Below are 12,377 nucleotides of genomic sequence, written 5' to 3' on the forward strand. Positions count from 1 at the left end.
CCAGCTCCCACATTTACATCTGAGCAACATTTAGGTCGGTGTGGGGCCTTGCTACCAGCGACACTCCCCGCTACAAAACCAACACGCTTTTCACCTCTTAATCCGTATAATGCGGACCTCTCAGAGTTGTAAGAATCGCGACATAACCTTGTAGCCTAACTTACCCGTAGCTTCCGCACAGGCCCGCTGAGTCGGGCCATTCACACAGGTGCCATCCATGGATTTCAACCCGCTCGACCTTATTCTGCATCTCGACGTGTACCTCGACATGCTGGTAAGAAACTACGGAGTGTGGATCTACGCCATTCTGTTCCTGGTTATCTTTTGCGAAACCGGTTTGGTGGTCATGCCCTTCCTGCCCGGTGACTCCTTGCTGTTTATCGCCGGCGCCGTCGCCGCAGGCGGCGGCATGGACCCGGTCCTGCTGGGCGGCCTGCTAATGCTGGCAGCCATCCTCGGCGACAGTACCAACTACGTGATCGGACGAACGGCCGGGGAACGCTTGTTCAGCAACCCGAATTCGAAAATCTTCCGCCGCGACTACCTGCAAAAAACCCACGACTTCTACGACAAACACGGCGGCAAAACCGTGACCCTGGCGCGCTTCCTGCCGATCCTGCGTACCTTTGCACCGTTCGTGGCCGGTATCGCCAAAATGCCTTACCCGCGCTTCTTTGGGTTCAGCGTGTTCGGCACCATCCTGTGGGTTGGCGGCCTGGTCACCCTGGGTTACTTCTTCGGCAACGTGCCGTTTATCAAAAAGAACCTCTCGCTGCTGGTGGTGTTCATCATCCTGCTGTCGCTGGTGCCAATGATCATCGGCGTGGTCCGCAGCCGTTTTGGCCGCAGTTCCGAAGCCAAGCCGCAGTAACCCGCGATGTGGTCCCTCAGCGCCTGGCGTCGCCGGCGCCTGCTGGCCAAGCACCCGATTGCCGATGACACCTGGCAGCGGGTGCGCCACCACCTGACCTTCCTCGACGGCATCAGCGCCGAGCAGGACCAGTGGCTGCGCGAAGCCTGCGTGGTGTTCCTGAATGGAAAGCACCTCACCGCCCTGCCCGGCGTCGAGTTGCATCAGGAACAGCGCCTGCTGCTCGCCGCCCAGGCACAATTGCCGTTGATGAACCTGGGCGACCTCGACTGGTATCAGGGTTTTCACGAAATCGTGCTGTACCCCGACGACTTCCTCAGCCCCCAGCGCCATCGCGATGCCAGCGGCGTCGAGCACGAGTGGGACGGTGAGCACAGCGGCGAAGCCTGGCAGCAAGGCCCGGTGATCCTCGCCTGGCCCGGCGTACTGGCCAGCGGCCAGTGGGAAGGCTACAACCTGGTGATCCACGAGCTGGCGCACAAGCTGGACATGCTCAACGGCGACGCCAACGGCCTGCCGCCGCTGCACCACGACATGCGCGTGCAGGAATGGGCCAGCGTGATGCAAAGCGCCTTTGACGACCTCAACCGCCAGCTGGATGCCAACCCGGACGCCGAGACCGACATCGACCCCTACGCCGCCGAAAACCCGGCGGAGTTCTTTGCCGTCACCAGTGAGTATTTCTTCAGTGCCCCGGATTTACTGGTCGGCACTTACCCCCAGGTGTACGCGCAACTGAGCCGCTTCTATCGCCAGGACCCGCTGGCCCGCCTGCACCAACTGCAAACCGGCGATGCCCGCTACCAGACTGAACCGCTGGCGCCACACGACGTCTGACGCATGGCATCGGCGTCAGAATATGCCTATAATCGCCGCCACTTTTAGGCCAATCCGGCCATGTTTCATGGCCAACTACGGGGGCACCGCCCAATGAGCTACAGCAAGATTCCGGCTGGCAAAGACCTGCCGAACGACATCTACGTCGCCATCGAAATTCCGGCCAACCACGCGCCGATCAAATACGAAATCGACAAAGACAGCGACTGCCTGTTCGTTGACCGTTTCATGGCCACCCCGATGTTCTACCCGGCCAACTACGGTTTTATCCCTAACACCCTGGCTGACGACGGTGACCCCCTCGACGTGCTGGTAGTAACCCCTTACCCGGTTACCCCAGGCTCGGTGATTCGCGCGCGCCCAGTCGGCATCCTGAACATGACCGACGACGGCGGTGGCGATGCCAAAGTTATCGCGGTGCCACACGACAAGCTGTCCCAGCTGTACGTGGACGTGAAGGAATACACTGACCTGCCGCCACTGCTGCTGGAACAGATCAAGCACTTCTTCGAGAACTACAAAGACCTCGAAAAAGGCAAATGGGTGAAGATCGACGGTTGGGGCAACGCAGACGCCGCCCGCGCCGAGATCATGAAGTCGGTCGCTGCCTACAAAGGCTGATACCCGCTCCTCATTGCCCCGGCAATCAAAAAAGCCCCGACGATTCGGGGCTTTTTTGTGGGAAAAATTAAACGCCAAGTTCAATGTTTAATTCGGAACGTTTAATAAGATTAGATAACTGACATATCAGACTACAACTAAGCAAATCCCTACACGCGAAACTCAACGCATAGTTTATTTGATGTATTTTTCCGGCCAGTAAACTCTGCGTTTATGAATACATCAGGTGATCGACTAAAAGCGTTACTGCGGGAAGTTCATCTTTCCGCCTCCGACTTCGCCAAGAACCGTGGTGTCACGCCTCAACACGTGAACAACTGGTTCAAGCGCGGCGTGCCCATGGGCCGACTCAACGAGATCGCAGAACTGCTCTGCGTCTCCAGCCGTTGGCTGCGCACCGGCGAAGGCCTCAAACACCCGCCGGCCAACTTCCTGCTGGAAGGCCCGGACCCAAGCAAGGGCATCGCCACCCGCGAAGACAGCGGCAAGTACCTCACGGGCCCCGCCCGTCTCCCAGAAAAAATCGACGTGGAGATCGCCCTCCACCCCACATTCACCTCAAGCGAACGCATCCGCGTCTCCCTGCACACCCTCGAAACCCTCAACGTACACCCCGACCGCGCGGTAGGCGCCTACATGGTCGACAACAGCATGACCGACATCATCCAACAAGGCGCCACCCTCGCCATCGACCGCGGCCGCAGCCAAATCACCGACGGCGAAATCTACGCCGTCGAACACGACGGCATGCTCCGCATCAAATACCTCTACAACCGCCCCGGCGGCGGCCTGCGCATGCGCAGCCACAACGCCAGCGAACACCCGGACGAATACCTCACCCACGAACAACGCTTTGAACAGAACTTCGGGATCGTCGGCTGGGTGTTCTGGTGGTCCACCCTCAACAACCGCAGACCGGTCCCACTGGACGAACACCTGCTGGGCTGGGAAGGCTCTAAATCGGACCCGGAGGTAGGCATATGAGGTGAATGTGGTTAGAATGCCGCCCACATTTGGCAGGGGGTGGCTTTGCGCTACCTATCCTGCCTGGCGATGCGGAGGAGTTCCCGCAGATGCCCCTACTATTCAGCCCGACGTGATGTGGGCTGAGCGATTTGAAGGCTGGTGAGGTTTGTCAAAAACAAGCTGAGGCAGTCCCCGAGAAGCCGGCCACAAGCCGGCTTTTTAATGTCTGTAAGAATCACAATCCAGTAGTCCAACAATTATTGGACTACTGAAGCAGCTTATTGCCTCACCCGCCTCTCTGGCGCGTTATCCAGCCTGCAAACACTCCACAGCCCGATCCGCCACCATCTTCGCCATCTCAACCAAATGCATCACCGCCCGATGCGGCGCCCCCAGTGGTTCACCAAGCGCCTGCGACGTAGCCACCGCGCACTGCAGCAACTCGGCCACGCGCACCCAGGCATCTTCAAAGCTGAGCTCTTCATTAACAGTAAATGGCTTAGTTGCAGCCGATGAGGGTAAATCCGAAATAACGTTATCCATAGAAAACCTCTAGCGGTAAGTGAATACCACCGTCCTTTCGCGACTAAACGAGCAGAGGTGGCGGCTGTACGCAGGTTAGTCGACCGGCCGCTAGGCACCGGCGCACCCGAAGGTGCCCTGCGCACAGCCACCATAAAGTGCAGGTGAGGAAACACCTGGCTTTGGGATGGCGCGTGCGCCTAGCGAAGTCCGGGCGACTAAACCCGATCACTGAAAAAACAGTGACGGAACGCAGCCTAGTCGCGGAATTTAGCTGGCGCAAGCGACTGGAATTCTCTAGGAAACGGCCTTCAAATGAAAGGGATCCGCCCTGCTGGCCCTTGGAAATCACCCCTAATTCTCGACCGTGTCCCCCCCACCCATCTGTTTCCCCAGGTGACACGCTTTCACCCTCCCCCCAGTCAACATCGCCCCAACGAAGCTTCCTACAAACACATCTAAACAGCCCGTTTAAAAACCGCTTGCCGCCGCGTTTAGCATTTGGCCCAAAACCTGCTTATTGCACAGCGTACAATAAAATCCGGTCTGAGCCGGGCCACCTCACTACTGCTGTGCAATACAGCTCGGAGAATGCTGATGTCCACACCACCGCTTCACTCTTCCAACCATGGCTTGGCGCGGTCGCTCAAGGAGCGGCATGTGATGTTGATTGCTATCGGCGGCATTATTGGGGCCGGTTTGTTTCTGGGGTCGGGCAAGGCAATTGCCACGGCGGGGCCGGCGTTGTTGCTGGCGTATGCGTTGTGTGGGGGCATGGTTTATTTGATTGCGCGGGCGCTGGGGGAGTTGTCGTTGTATCGGCCCGGTAGCGGGTCGTTTGCGACGTATGCGGAGGAGTTTTTGGGGCCGCGGGTGGCGTTTATCACGGGGTGGTCGTATTGGTTGATCTGGATTCTGGTGGGGGTGCTGGAGGTTACGGGGATCGGCTTGTTGATGAAATATTGGTTCCCGGAGTTGGCGCAGTGGATTCCGGCGTTGGTCACCACGGTGGTGTTGATGGTGATCAATTTGTTTGCGGTGAAGACGTTTGGCGAGGTGGAGTTCTGGCTGGCGTTGATCAAGGTGGTGACGATTGTCGGGCTGATTGCTGCAGGCTTGGCGATTCTGATATTCGGGCTGGATACATCGTCGCAAACCACCCCTTCAATCACTAACCTGTGGCGGCACGGCGGTTTTTTCCCGAATGGCTGGAGTGGCTTTTGGTACGCGATACCGTTGGCGGCGTTTACCTTTGCCGGGGTCGAGGTGATTGGCTTGGTGGCGGCGGAAACGGCCAACCCGGAGCGCACATTGCCGCGAGCGATCAATAGCATCATCTGGCGGATGGCTATTTTTTATATCGGGTCGATCGCGGTGATCATGGCCCTTTATCCCTGGAACCAGATCGATACCTCGCAAAGCCCGTTTGTGAGGGTGTTCGACAGCATTGGCCTGGGGATTGCGGCCGGGCTGATCAACTTTGTGGTGATCAGTGCGCTGGCGTCGTCGTGCAATACCGGGTTGTTTGCCACCAGCCGGATGTTGTTTGCGCTGTCGCATATTCAGCAGGCACCCCGTCAATTGCAGGTGTTAAGCCCGCGCCAGGTGCCGGCGCGTTGCTTGATGGTGTCGACCGCGATTTTGCTGGTGGGGGTCTTGCTGAACTATTTGATGCCGGAACGTATTTTCAACCTATTGATCACCGGCATTTTGGGCCTGTTGATTTGGGTGTGGGCGGTGATCATCACCACGCATATGGCGTATCGACGCAAGGTGCAGCGCGGTGAGTTGCCGCTGATGGCGTATCGCTTGCCGTGGGCTCGGGGCAGCAGCGTGTTGGTACTGTTGTTTTTGGCTGGGTTGACGGTGCTGGTGATTCGCGACCCGGAGACGCGCACGGCGTTTTATGTGGCGGCGGCCTGGTTTGCGCTGTTGCTGCTGGTGTATCCGAAGCGCAACGCATCCAAGGAGGTGAGCGATGTTCACAGCGCCTGATAGGTCCGTGTTGCAGCGCTGCATCAACCGCTATACCCACGCCAACCCCAACAGCGCCCGGCAACTGGACGTGGCCGCGCGGGTAATGCCGGGTGGCAATACGCGCTCAGTGCTGTTTTATGAACCGTTTCCGTTGGTGATGTCGGGCGGGACGGGCTGTTTTCTGGATGACCTGGACGGGCATCGTTATGTCGACTTTCTCGCCGAATACACCGCAGCGCTGTATGGGCACTCCCACCCGGTGATCACCCAGGCACTGACGACGGCGATGGCAAACGGGCTGAACCTCAGCGCCCCTACGCAACTGGAAGCGCGGTTGGCAGCGTTGATCGTGGAGCGCTTTGGTTGTATCGAACAGGTGCGCTTTACCAATTCCGGTACCGAGGCGAATCTGCTCGCGCTGGCGGCGGCACGGGCCTACACCGGGCGCGATGGCGTCATCGCGTTTAACGGCGGTTATCACGGCGGCGTGCTGAGTTTTGCCGGGCCAGGCACGCCGATGAATGTGCCCCACCGCGTGTACCTGGCGGATTACAACGATCTACGCAGTGTCGAGCGTTTGCTGTTTGAGCACCCAGGCGCGTGTGCGGCGATCCTCGTGGAGCCGATGTTGGGCGCTGGTGGCTGTATCTGCGCCGCGCCGGGCTTTCTCGAGGGTTTGCGCGCGTTGAGCCGTGCGCATGGGGTACTGCTGGTGTTCGATGAGGTGATGACTTCACGCCTTGGCCCAGGCGGTTTACAGGAAAAACTCGGCATAACGCCTGACCTGATGACCCTGGGCAAATACCTCGGCGGTGGGATGCCCTGTGGCATGTTGGGTGGCCGACGAGACATCATGGCGCAGTTCGATCCGCGCCATGGCAGCCTCTCTCACGCAGGCACCTTTAACAACAACGTACTGACCATGGCGGCGGGTATCGCTGGATTGGAGCAGGTGTATACCCGTGAGCAAGCCCTTGCGTTGAATGCAAGGGGCGACCGGTTGCGCGAGCAACTGAACGAGGTGCTCGCCTGCATGCCGATGCAGTTTACCGGGCAGGGTTCAGTGATGAACCTGCATCCCACAGGCTTGCCGATTCTTCGGCCCACGGATATCCCAACGGACCGAAACCACCTACGGGACCTGTTCTTTTTTCACCTGCTTGAATGTGGGATCTACAGTGCGCGGCGTGGGCTGTTTGCGTTGAGCCTGCCGCTGACCGAGCACGAAATGAATCGGCTGGTTAACGCTACACAGGCCTTTGTAGAACGCTATGGAGGCATGTTGACCAGAGACTGACGCCGCGCCTGGAAGAGCGACAGCGAATCGACGACCGGCTATCCTTTCGCCGTCGCTCAACCGGAACAACGTCCATGACCAGCAAAACCGCAAACCCACGAGGCAGGCGTAAAAAAACCGTTGGCGAAGACCCGCAAAACCAACTGAATAAAGACACGATTATCGCCGCCGCATTGGCGTTGATCGACCGCGAAGGCCTGGAAAAATGCAGCCTGCGCAACTTGGCAAATAGCCTGGGCGTGTACCCCACGGCCATTTACTGGTACGTCTCGTCACGTGAATTGCTGTTGAGCGAAGTGTTGGCCAAAGTCCTCGAACAGGTGGCACCGCAGCCTCAGGAGCGCTGGCAGGACTACCTTCGCGCCACTCTGGTTAATTGCCATAACGCTGTGCACCAGCACCCGAATGTGGCGCCGTTACTCGGTGCGCAACTGGTCTCCAACACCCGCACCGACTTCAAGTTGGTGGAAGGCGTATTGGCAGCGTTGCAGCAAGCGGGTTTCAGCGGGCCTTCATTGGCTGGCGCCTACAACACATTTATCGCCGCCCTTGCCGGTTTCACCACCTTGGAGTTCGCCCCGCTGCCGGAGAACACCGAGGCGTGGCAGAAGCAAGTACAGGAAAGCCTGCAGGCCGTTGACGCCGAGCAGCACCCGACCCTTGCGCAGAACATGGACCAGCTCAGCAACCGCGGTTTCAGCCTGCGCTGGCAAAATGGTGTGCACGCGCCGCTGCATGAGAGCTTTGCGTTTTATGTCGACACCTTCCTCTGCGGCTTGGAAACCCTGGCATCGCGTCGCTGAAAAATCGCACAACATAATCAGAAAGCCCATCAATTGTACGTCGTACAATTTATCGCTACAGTCCGTCACGCATGAATACCCCATGACCCTAAAAACAAAAACGTCAGAGGTCTTTAATCGTGGCGACTGCATTCAACGAAGTGGTCCAGGGCCAACGGCTTTGGCAGCCCTCCCCTGAACATATCCAAACTACCCGCCTCACGCATTACCTGGCTTGGCTCAAACGCGAGCGCGGGCTGAGTTTTGTCGACTACCACGGGCTATGGCAGTGGTCGGTCGATGATCTGGACGCTTTCTGGCAATCGATCTGGGACCACTTCAAGGTGCAGACCAGTAGCCCGTACCACGCGGTGCTGGGTGAACGTACGATGCCAGGTGCAGAGTGGTTTCCCGGCGCGCAGCTGAATTTTGCCGAACACATTTTGCGCAACGAACGGCAAGGCGATGCGCTGCTCTACCTGAGCGAATCCGCCGCCTTGCAGGGCTTGCCATGGGTCGAGTTCTGCGACCAGGTACGCACGCTCGCCAGCTATCTGCGAGAGCTCGGCGTAGTGCCCGGTGATCGCGTGGTGGCTTACCTGCCAAACATTCCCGAGGCGATGATTGCGCTATGTGCCTGCGCAGCCATCGGTGCGATCTGGGCCAGTTGCTCGCCGGATTTCGGCAGCGAGGGTGTGCTGGATCGGGTGCGGCAATTAGCGCCGAAAGTGCTGTTGGCGGTGGACGGTTACCGGTATGGCGGCAAGGTGTTTGACCGGCGCGACCAGGTCCGGCAGATCGTCGGCGAGTTGGGCAGTATCCAACAGGTGATTGTGCTGCCGGCGCTGTTTGCTGATGAGCCATTGACGCTGCCTAACGCCATCGACTGGCACAGCTTGCGCCTGCGCCCCAGCGTGCCCGCCGCCGATTTCCAGTGCGAGCAAGTCCCCTTCGATCATCCGTTATGGGTACTGTTCTCGTCCGGCACCACGGGGGTGCCCAAAGCCATCGTTCACAGCCATGGCGGGGTTCTGCTGGAGCAGCTCAAAGCACTGCATCTGCACCTGGATTTTCGTCCGGGTGACACCGCCTTCATTTTCACCACCACCGGCTGGATGATGTGGAACACCTTGTTCAGTGCCTTGCTCTGCGGTGTACGCCCGGTGCTTTACGACGGCCATCCCACCTGGCCAGGCACCGATGCGCTGTGGCAAATCCTGCAAGACAGCCGCGCGAGTTTTTTCGGCACCAGCCCCACCTACATTGAACTGATGCAACGCGAGGGCGTGGTGCCCGGCGAGCGTTTTGACCTGCACGCACTGCGCACGGTAATGCCGGTGGGGTCGCCGGTTTCACCGCAGTGTAATGCATGGTTTTACCGCAACCTGAGCACGGCGGTGTGGGTCAACACGGGCAGCGGCGGTACGGATATCTGCACCGGTTTGGTCAGTGGCGTACCGACCTTGCCGGTGTATGCCGGCGAGATCCAGGCGCGCGCCCTGGGGGTGGATGCCCATGCGTTTGATGCGCACGGCCAACCGGTGATCGATCAAGTCGGCGAGCTGGTGGTGAGGTCGCCCATGCCGTCGATGCCGGTGTATTTCTGGAATGACCCCACGGGAGAGCGCTATCGCGACAGCTACTTTCAGCCGTGGCCGGGCGTGTGGCGCCATGGGGATTTCTTTTTGCTCAATGCTCGCGGCGGCTGCCAGGTGCTGGGGCGTTCCGATGCGACGCTGAACCGCTTTGGCGTGCGGATCGGCACGGCAGAGATTTACCGGGCGCTGGAGCACATCGCAGAAATCGAGGATGCACTGATCGTTAACCTTGATTTGCCCGAGGGCGGTTTCTTTATGCCGCTGTTTGTACAGCTGCGTGCCGACGCGGTGTTGGATGAGCCTTTGCAGCAACGCGTGAACGACTGCCTGCGCCTGGCGTGCACACCTCGGCATGTGCCGGACTGCATCCTGGCTGTACCGCTGATTCCCACCACCCTCACCGGGAAAAAAATGGAAGTGCCGGTACGCCGGATCCTGATGGGACACGACCCGCAGAAAGTCGCCAACCCCAGCGCCCTGCGTGACCCGCAGGCGCTTGAGTTCTTTATCGAATACGCCGCCCGGAGCCGCCAGCCATGAGGGGTAAAGCTTATATCGTGGGTGCCTATGAACACCCTACCCGCCACGCCACGGACCGCTCCCTGGCGCAGTTGCATGCCGATGTGGCACGCGGCGCACTGGAGGATGCGGGGCTGAGCCTCAGTGATGTCGACGGCTATTTCTGCGCCAGCGATGTACCGGGCTGGGGAGCGCCAGGCGTAGGGCCGTTCTCCATGGTCGAGTACCTGGGTATCCAGCCACGGCACCTGGATACGACGGAAAGTTGGGGCTCGTCCTACATGCATCAAGTCGCCCAGGCTACACGCGCCATCGCCGATGGGCGCTGCCGTGTCGCCTTGATCACCCAGGCCGGGCGCCCGCGTGCCGAGCGCCAACGTCCGCAAAGCAGCGCATTAGACCCAGCGTACAGCGCCTGTGAAGCACCGTTTGAAACGCCCTATGGCGCTGCCGTGGTCAACCGCTACGCGATGTGCGCCATGCGCCATCAGTACGAACACGGCACCACGGCCGAGCAATTGGCCTGGATAAAAGTCGCGGCATCGCACCATGCCCAGCACAACCCGCAGGCCATGTTGCGCAATGTGGTGACGGTGGAAGACGTACTGAGTTCACCCTGGGTCGCCGCCCCTTTGCGGCGCTTGGACTGCTGCGTGATCAGCGACGGCGGCGGCGCCCTGGTGCTGGTGCATCCAGCCATTGCGCGCTCGCTCAAACGGCCGCTGATTACGCCTATCGGTTCGGGCTATGCGATTAACCATCTGAACGGCGGTTACTTCGACCTGCTGACCTCAGGTGGCGCGCAATCCGGCGCAGATGCATTCGGTGAGGCGCGCCTCACACCTGGCGATATTGACTACGCCTCGCTGTACGACAGCTTCACCATCACCGTATTGATCCAGCTGGAAAACCTCGGTTTTTGCGCCCCTGGCCAGGGCGGCGCCTTTGTCAGCGACGGCAAGTTGATCAGCGGTGTCGGCCCCTTGGCGGTAAACACTGACGGCGGCGGCCTGTGCAATAACCACCCCGGCCATCGCGGCGGCATGGCCAGGCTGATCGAGGCTGTGCGCCAATTGCGCGGCGAAGCACACCCGGCCGTTCAACGGCCTCATTGCGCACTGGCTCTGGCCCATGGCACCGGCGGCCTGCTGGGTTCACGCCACGGCAGCGCCACACTCATACTGGAGCGCCTTTGATATGCCACTGACCTCACCGCACATCACCGCGGAAAGTGCGCCCTTCTGGGCTGCCGCCAATCAAGACCAACTGTTGCTACGCCGTTGCCTGGACACCGGCAAGGCCTACTACTACCCTCGCGATCACAGCCCGTTCACCGGCAGCACCGCAACCGATTGGATCGTCGCCAGCGGTGGCGCCACCTTGTACAGCTTCAGCTATAGCGGGCGCGCAGACGACGTGCATTGCATTGCCTACGTGACGCTCGACGAAGGGCCAACGATGTTGTCGGTCATCCAGTGTGAGGCTGCACACCGCTTGTGCATCGGGCAACGGCTCAAGGTGGCGTTTGCGCCCACGCCGAGCGGCCAAAAAGTCCCCGTGTTTGTTCCGTCGGTTTGATTGTCCTTTTTAAGTTGACGGTAAGACACATGCCAGCCGATTTATCACGTCCAACCCACCCATTAATCTGTGCCCATGTTGAACGCAACGCCAAACCAACCCAATCAAAAAAGGACTTCAACCATGAGCACGCCAACCCTCAGCCGCTTGAACAAAGACGACGCCATTGTTCTGCTGATCGACCACCAAACCGGCCTGATCTCGCTGGTACAGGACTTCTCCCCCAACGAGTTCAAGAACAACGTGCTGGCCCTGGCGGACGTCGCCAAGTTCTTCAACTTGCCGACCATTCTCACCACCAGTTTCGAGCAAGGCCCTAACGGCCCGTTGGTGCCGGAGTTGAAGGAGATGTTCCCGCAGGCGCCGTACATCGCTCGCCCTGGTCAGATCAATGCGTGGGACAACGAGGATTTCGTCAAGGCGGTCAAGGCGACTGGGCGTAAGCAGATCATTATTGCGGGTGTGGTGACGGATGTGTGTGTGACGTTCCCGACGTTGTCGGCGCTGGCGGAGGGGTTTGAGGTGTTTGTGGTGACGGATGCGTCGGGCACGTTTAATACGACGGTGCAGCAGGCGGCGTGGAGCCGGATGGTGCAAGCGGGGGCGCAGATGATGAATTGGTTTTCGGTGGCGTGTGAGTTGCAGGGTGACTGGCGCAACGATATCGAGGGGCTGGGGAATTTGTTGTCGCAGCGGATTCCTAACTATCGGAACTTGATGAACAGCTATTCGGTGCTGGCAGCGCGTCAGGGGTGAGGTTGAGCGGCTTTAACCTGTGGGAGCGGGCTTGCCCGCGATGGCGGTGAATC

General features: G+C 59.5%; 12 protein-coding genes. 11 read left to right on the forward strand and 1 reads right to left on the reverse strand.

All coding sequences use genetic code 11. From position 1 onward, the window contains the following. Nucleotides 1–217 precede the first annotated feature (217 nt). The 4 genes from HX790_RS16875 (at nt 218) to HX790_RS16890 (ending at nt 3,313) form a co-directional block, all read left to right on the forward strand. Nucleotides 218–871 carry a DedA family protein gene (locus HX790_RS16875; protein ID WP_017136026.1) on the forward strand — a complete coding sequence of 218 codons (654 nt, stop codon included), beginning with the start codon at nt 218–220 and terminating at the stop codon, nt 869–871. 6 nt (nt 872–877) lie between these two features. After that, nucleotides 878–1,708, forward strand: a complete 831-nt coding sequence (locus tag HX790_RS16880; RefSeq protein ID WP_170038060.1) for a zinc-dependent peptidase — start codon at nt 878–880, stop codon at nt 1,706–1,708. Between the two features lie 93 nt (nt 1,709–1,801). Beyond that, a complete protein-coding gene (gene ppa / locus HX790_RS16885; protein ID WP_003176323.1) occupies nt 1,802–2,329 on the forward strand; it encodes an inorganic diphosphatase in 528 nt (175 codons plus the stop codon). Nucleotides 2,330–2,542: 213 nt separating this feature from the next. Next, nucleotides 2,543–3,313 carry a S24 family peptidase gene (locus HX790_RS16890; protein ID WP_017136024.1) on the forward strand — a complete coding sequence of 257 codons (771 nt, stop codon included), beginning with the start codon at nt 2,543–2,545 and terminating at the stop codon, nt 3,311–3,313. Nucleotides 3,314–3,601: 288 nt separating this feature from the next. Here the strand turns inward: HX790_RS16890 and HX790_RS16895 are convergent, their stop codons facing one another. Then, complete coding sequence (locus HX790_RS16895) at nt 3,602–3,838, reverse strand: DUF6124 family protein (RefSeq protein ID WP_017136023.1); 237 nt, start codon at nt 3,836–3,838, stop codon at nt 3,602–3,604. A 576-nt stretch (nt 3,839–4,414) separates the two neighbouring features. On the opposite strand from HX790_RS16895, the gene HX790_RS16900 reads away from it, so the two are divergent. The 7 genes from HX790_RS16900 to ycaC all read left to right on the forward strand — a co-directional run bounded on the left by HX790_RS16900 (nt 4,415) and on the right by ycaC (nt 12,324). Then, nucleotides 4,415–5,812 (forward strand): amino acid permease, encoded by a 1,398-nt coding sequence (locus tag HX790_RS16900; protein ID WP_017136022.1) that lies wholly within the window; start codon nt 4,415–4,417, stop codon nt 5,810–5,812. Then, a complete protein-coding gene (locus tag HX790_RS16905; protein ID WP_017136021.1) occupies nt 5,796–7,091 on the forward strand; it encodes an aspartate aminotransferase family protein in 1,296 nt (431 codons plus the stop codon). The genes HX790_RS16900 and HX790_RS16905 overlap by 17 nt, the downstream gene beginning before the upstream one ends. A gap of 74 nt (nt 7,092–7,165) precedes the next feature. After that, complete coding sequence (locus HX790_RS16910) at nt 7,166–7,894, forward strand: TetR family transcriptional regulator (protein ID WP_017136020.1); 729 nt, start codon at nt 7,166–7,168, stop codon at nt 7,892–7,894. A 119-nt stretch (nt 7,895–8,013) separates the two neighbouring features. Then, the gene (locus tag HX790_RS16915) at nt 8,014–10,011 is read left to right on the forward strand and encodes an acetoacetate--CoA ligase (RefSeq protein ID WP_017136019.1); all 1,998 of its coding nucleotides are present in this window, start codon (nt 8,014–8,016) and stop codon (nt 10,009–10,011) included. Beyond that, entirely contained in the window at nt 10,008–11,186 is a 1,179-nt protein-coding gene (locus HX790_RS16920; protein ID WP_017136018.1) for a thiolase domain-containing protein, read from the forward strand. Before HX790_RS16915 ends, HX790_RS16920 begins: the two co-directional genes overlap by 4 nt. 1 nt (nt 11,187) lies before the next feature. Beyond that, nucleotides 11,188–11,568 carry a Zn-ribbon domain-containing OB-fold protein gene (locus HX790_RS16925; protein ID WP_176991809.1) on the forward strand — a complete coding sequence of 127 codons (381 nt, stop codon included), beginning with the start codon at nt 11,188–11,190 and terminating at the stop codon, nt 11,566–11,568. 123 nt (nt 11,569–11,691) lie between these two features. Next, complete coding sequence (gene ycaC / locus HX790_RS16930; protein ID WP_017136016.1) at nt 11,692–12,324, forward strand: isochorismate family cysteine hydrolase YcaC; 633 nt, start codon at nt 11,692–11,694, stop codon at nt 12,322–12,324. Nucleotides 12,325–12,377 lie beyond the last annotated feature (53 nt).

The sequence above is a fragment of the Pseudomonas sp. IPO3747 genome (assembly GCF_013385245.1).
GTDB lineage: Bacteria > Pseudomonadota > Gammaproteobacteria > Pseudomonadales > Pseudomonadaceae > Aquipseudomonas > Aquipseudomonas edaphica.

What these genes read in the sequence shown, in the direction of transcription:
- HX790_RS16890 (WP_017136024.1), top strand. Translation starts at nt 2,543, where the DNA reads ATGAATACATCAGGTGATCGACTAAAAGCGTTACTGCGGGAAGTTCAT.
- HX790_RS16875 (WP_017136026.1), top strand. Translation starts at nt 218, where the DNA reads ATGGATTTCAACCCGCTCGACCTTATTCTGCATCTCGACGTGTACCTC.
- ppa (WP_003176323.1), top strand. Translation starts at nt 1,802, where the DNA reads ATGAGCTACAGCAAGATTCCGGCTGGCAAAGACCTGCCGAACGACATC.
- HX790_RS16900 (WP_017136022.1), top strand. Translation starts at nt 4,415, where the DNA reads ATGTCCACACCACCGCTTCACTCTTCCAACCATGGCTTGGCGCGGTCG.
- HX790_RS16905 (WP_017136021.1), top strand. Translation starts at nt 5,796, where the DNA reads ATGTTCACAGCGCCTGATAGGTCCGTGTTGCAGCGCTGCATCAACCGC.
- HX790_RS16895 (WP_017136023.1), bottom strand. Translation starts at nt 3,838, where the DNA reads ATGGATAACGTTATTTCGGATTTACCCTCATCGGCTGCAACTAAGCCA.
- ycaC (WP_017136016.1), top strand. Translation starts at nt 11,692, where the DNA reads ATGAGCACGCCAACCCTCAGCCGCTTGAACAAAGACGACGCCATTGTT.
- HX790_RS16925 (WP_176991809.1), top strand. Translation starts at nt 11,188, where the DNA reads ATGCCACTGACCTCACCGCACATCACCGCGGAAAGTGCGCCCTTCTGG.
- HX790_RS16880 (WP_170038060.1), top strand. Translation starts at nt 878, where the DNA reads ATGTGGTCCCTCAGCGCCTGGCGTCGCCGGCGCCTGCTGGCCAAGCAC.
- HX790_RS16910 (WP_017136020.1), top strand. Translation starts at nt 7,166, where the DNA reads ATGACCAGCAAAACCGCAAACCCACGAGGCAGGCGTAAAAAAACCGTT.
- HX790_RS16920 (WP_017136018.1), top strand. Translation starts at nt 10,008, where the DNA reads ATGAGGGGTAAAGCTTATATCGTGGGTGCCTATGAACACCCTACCCGC.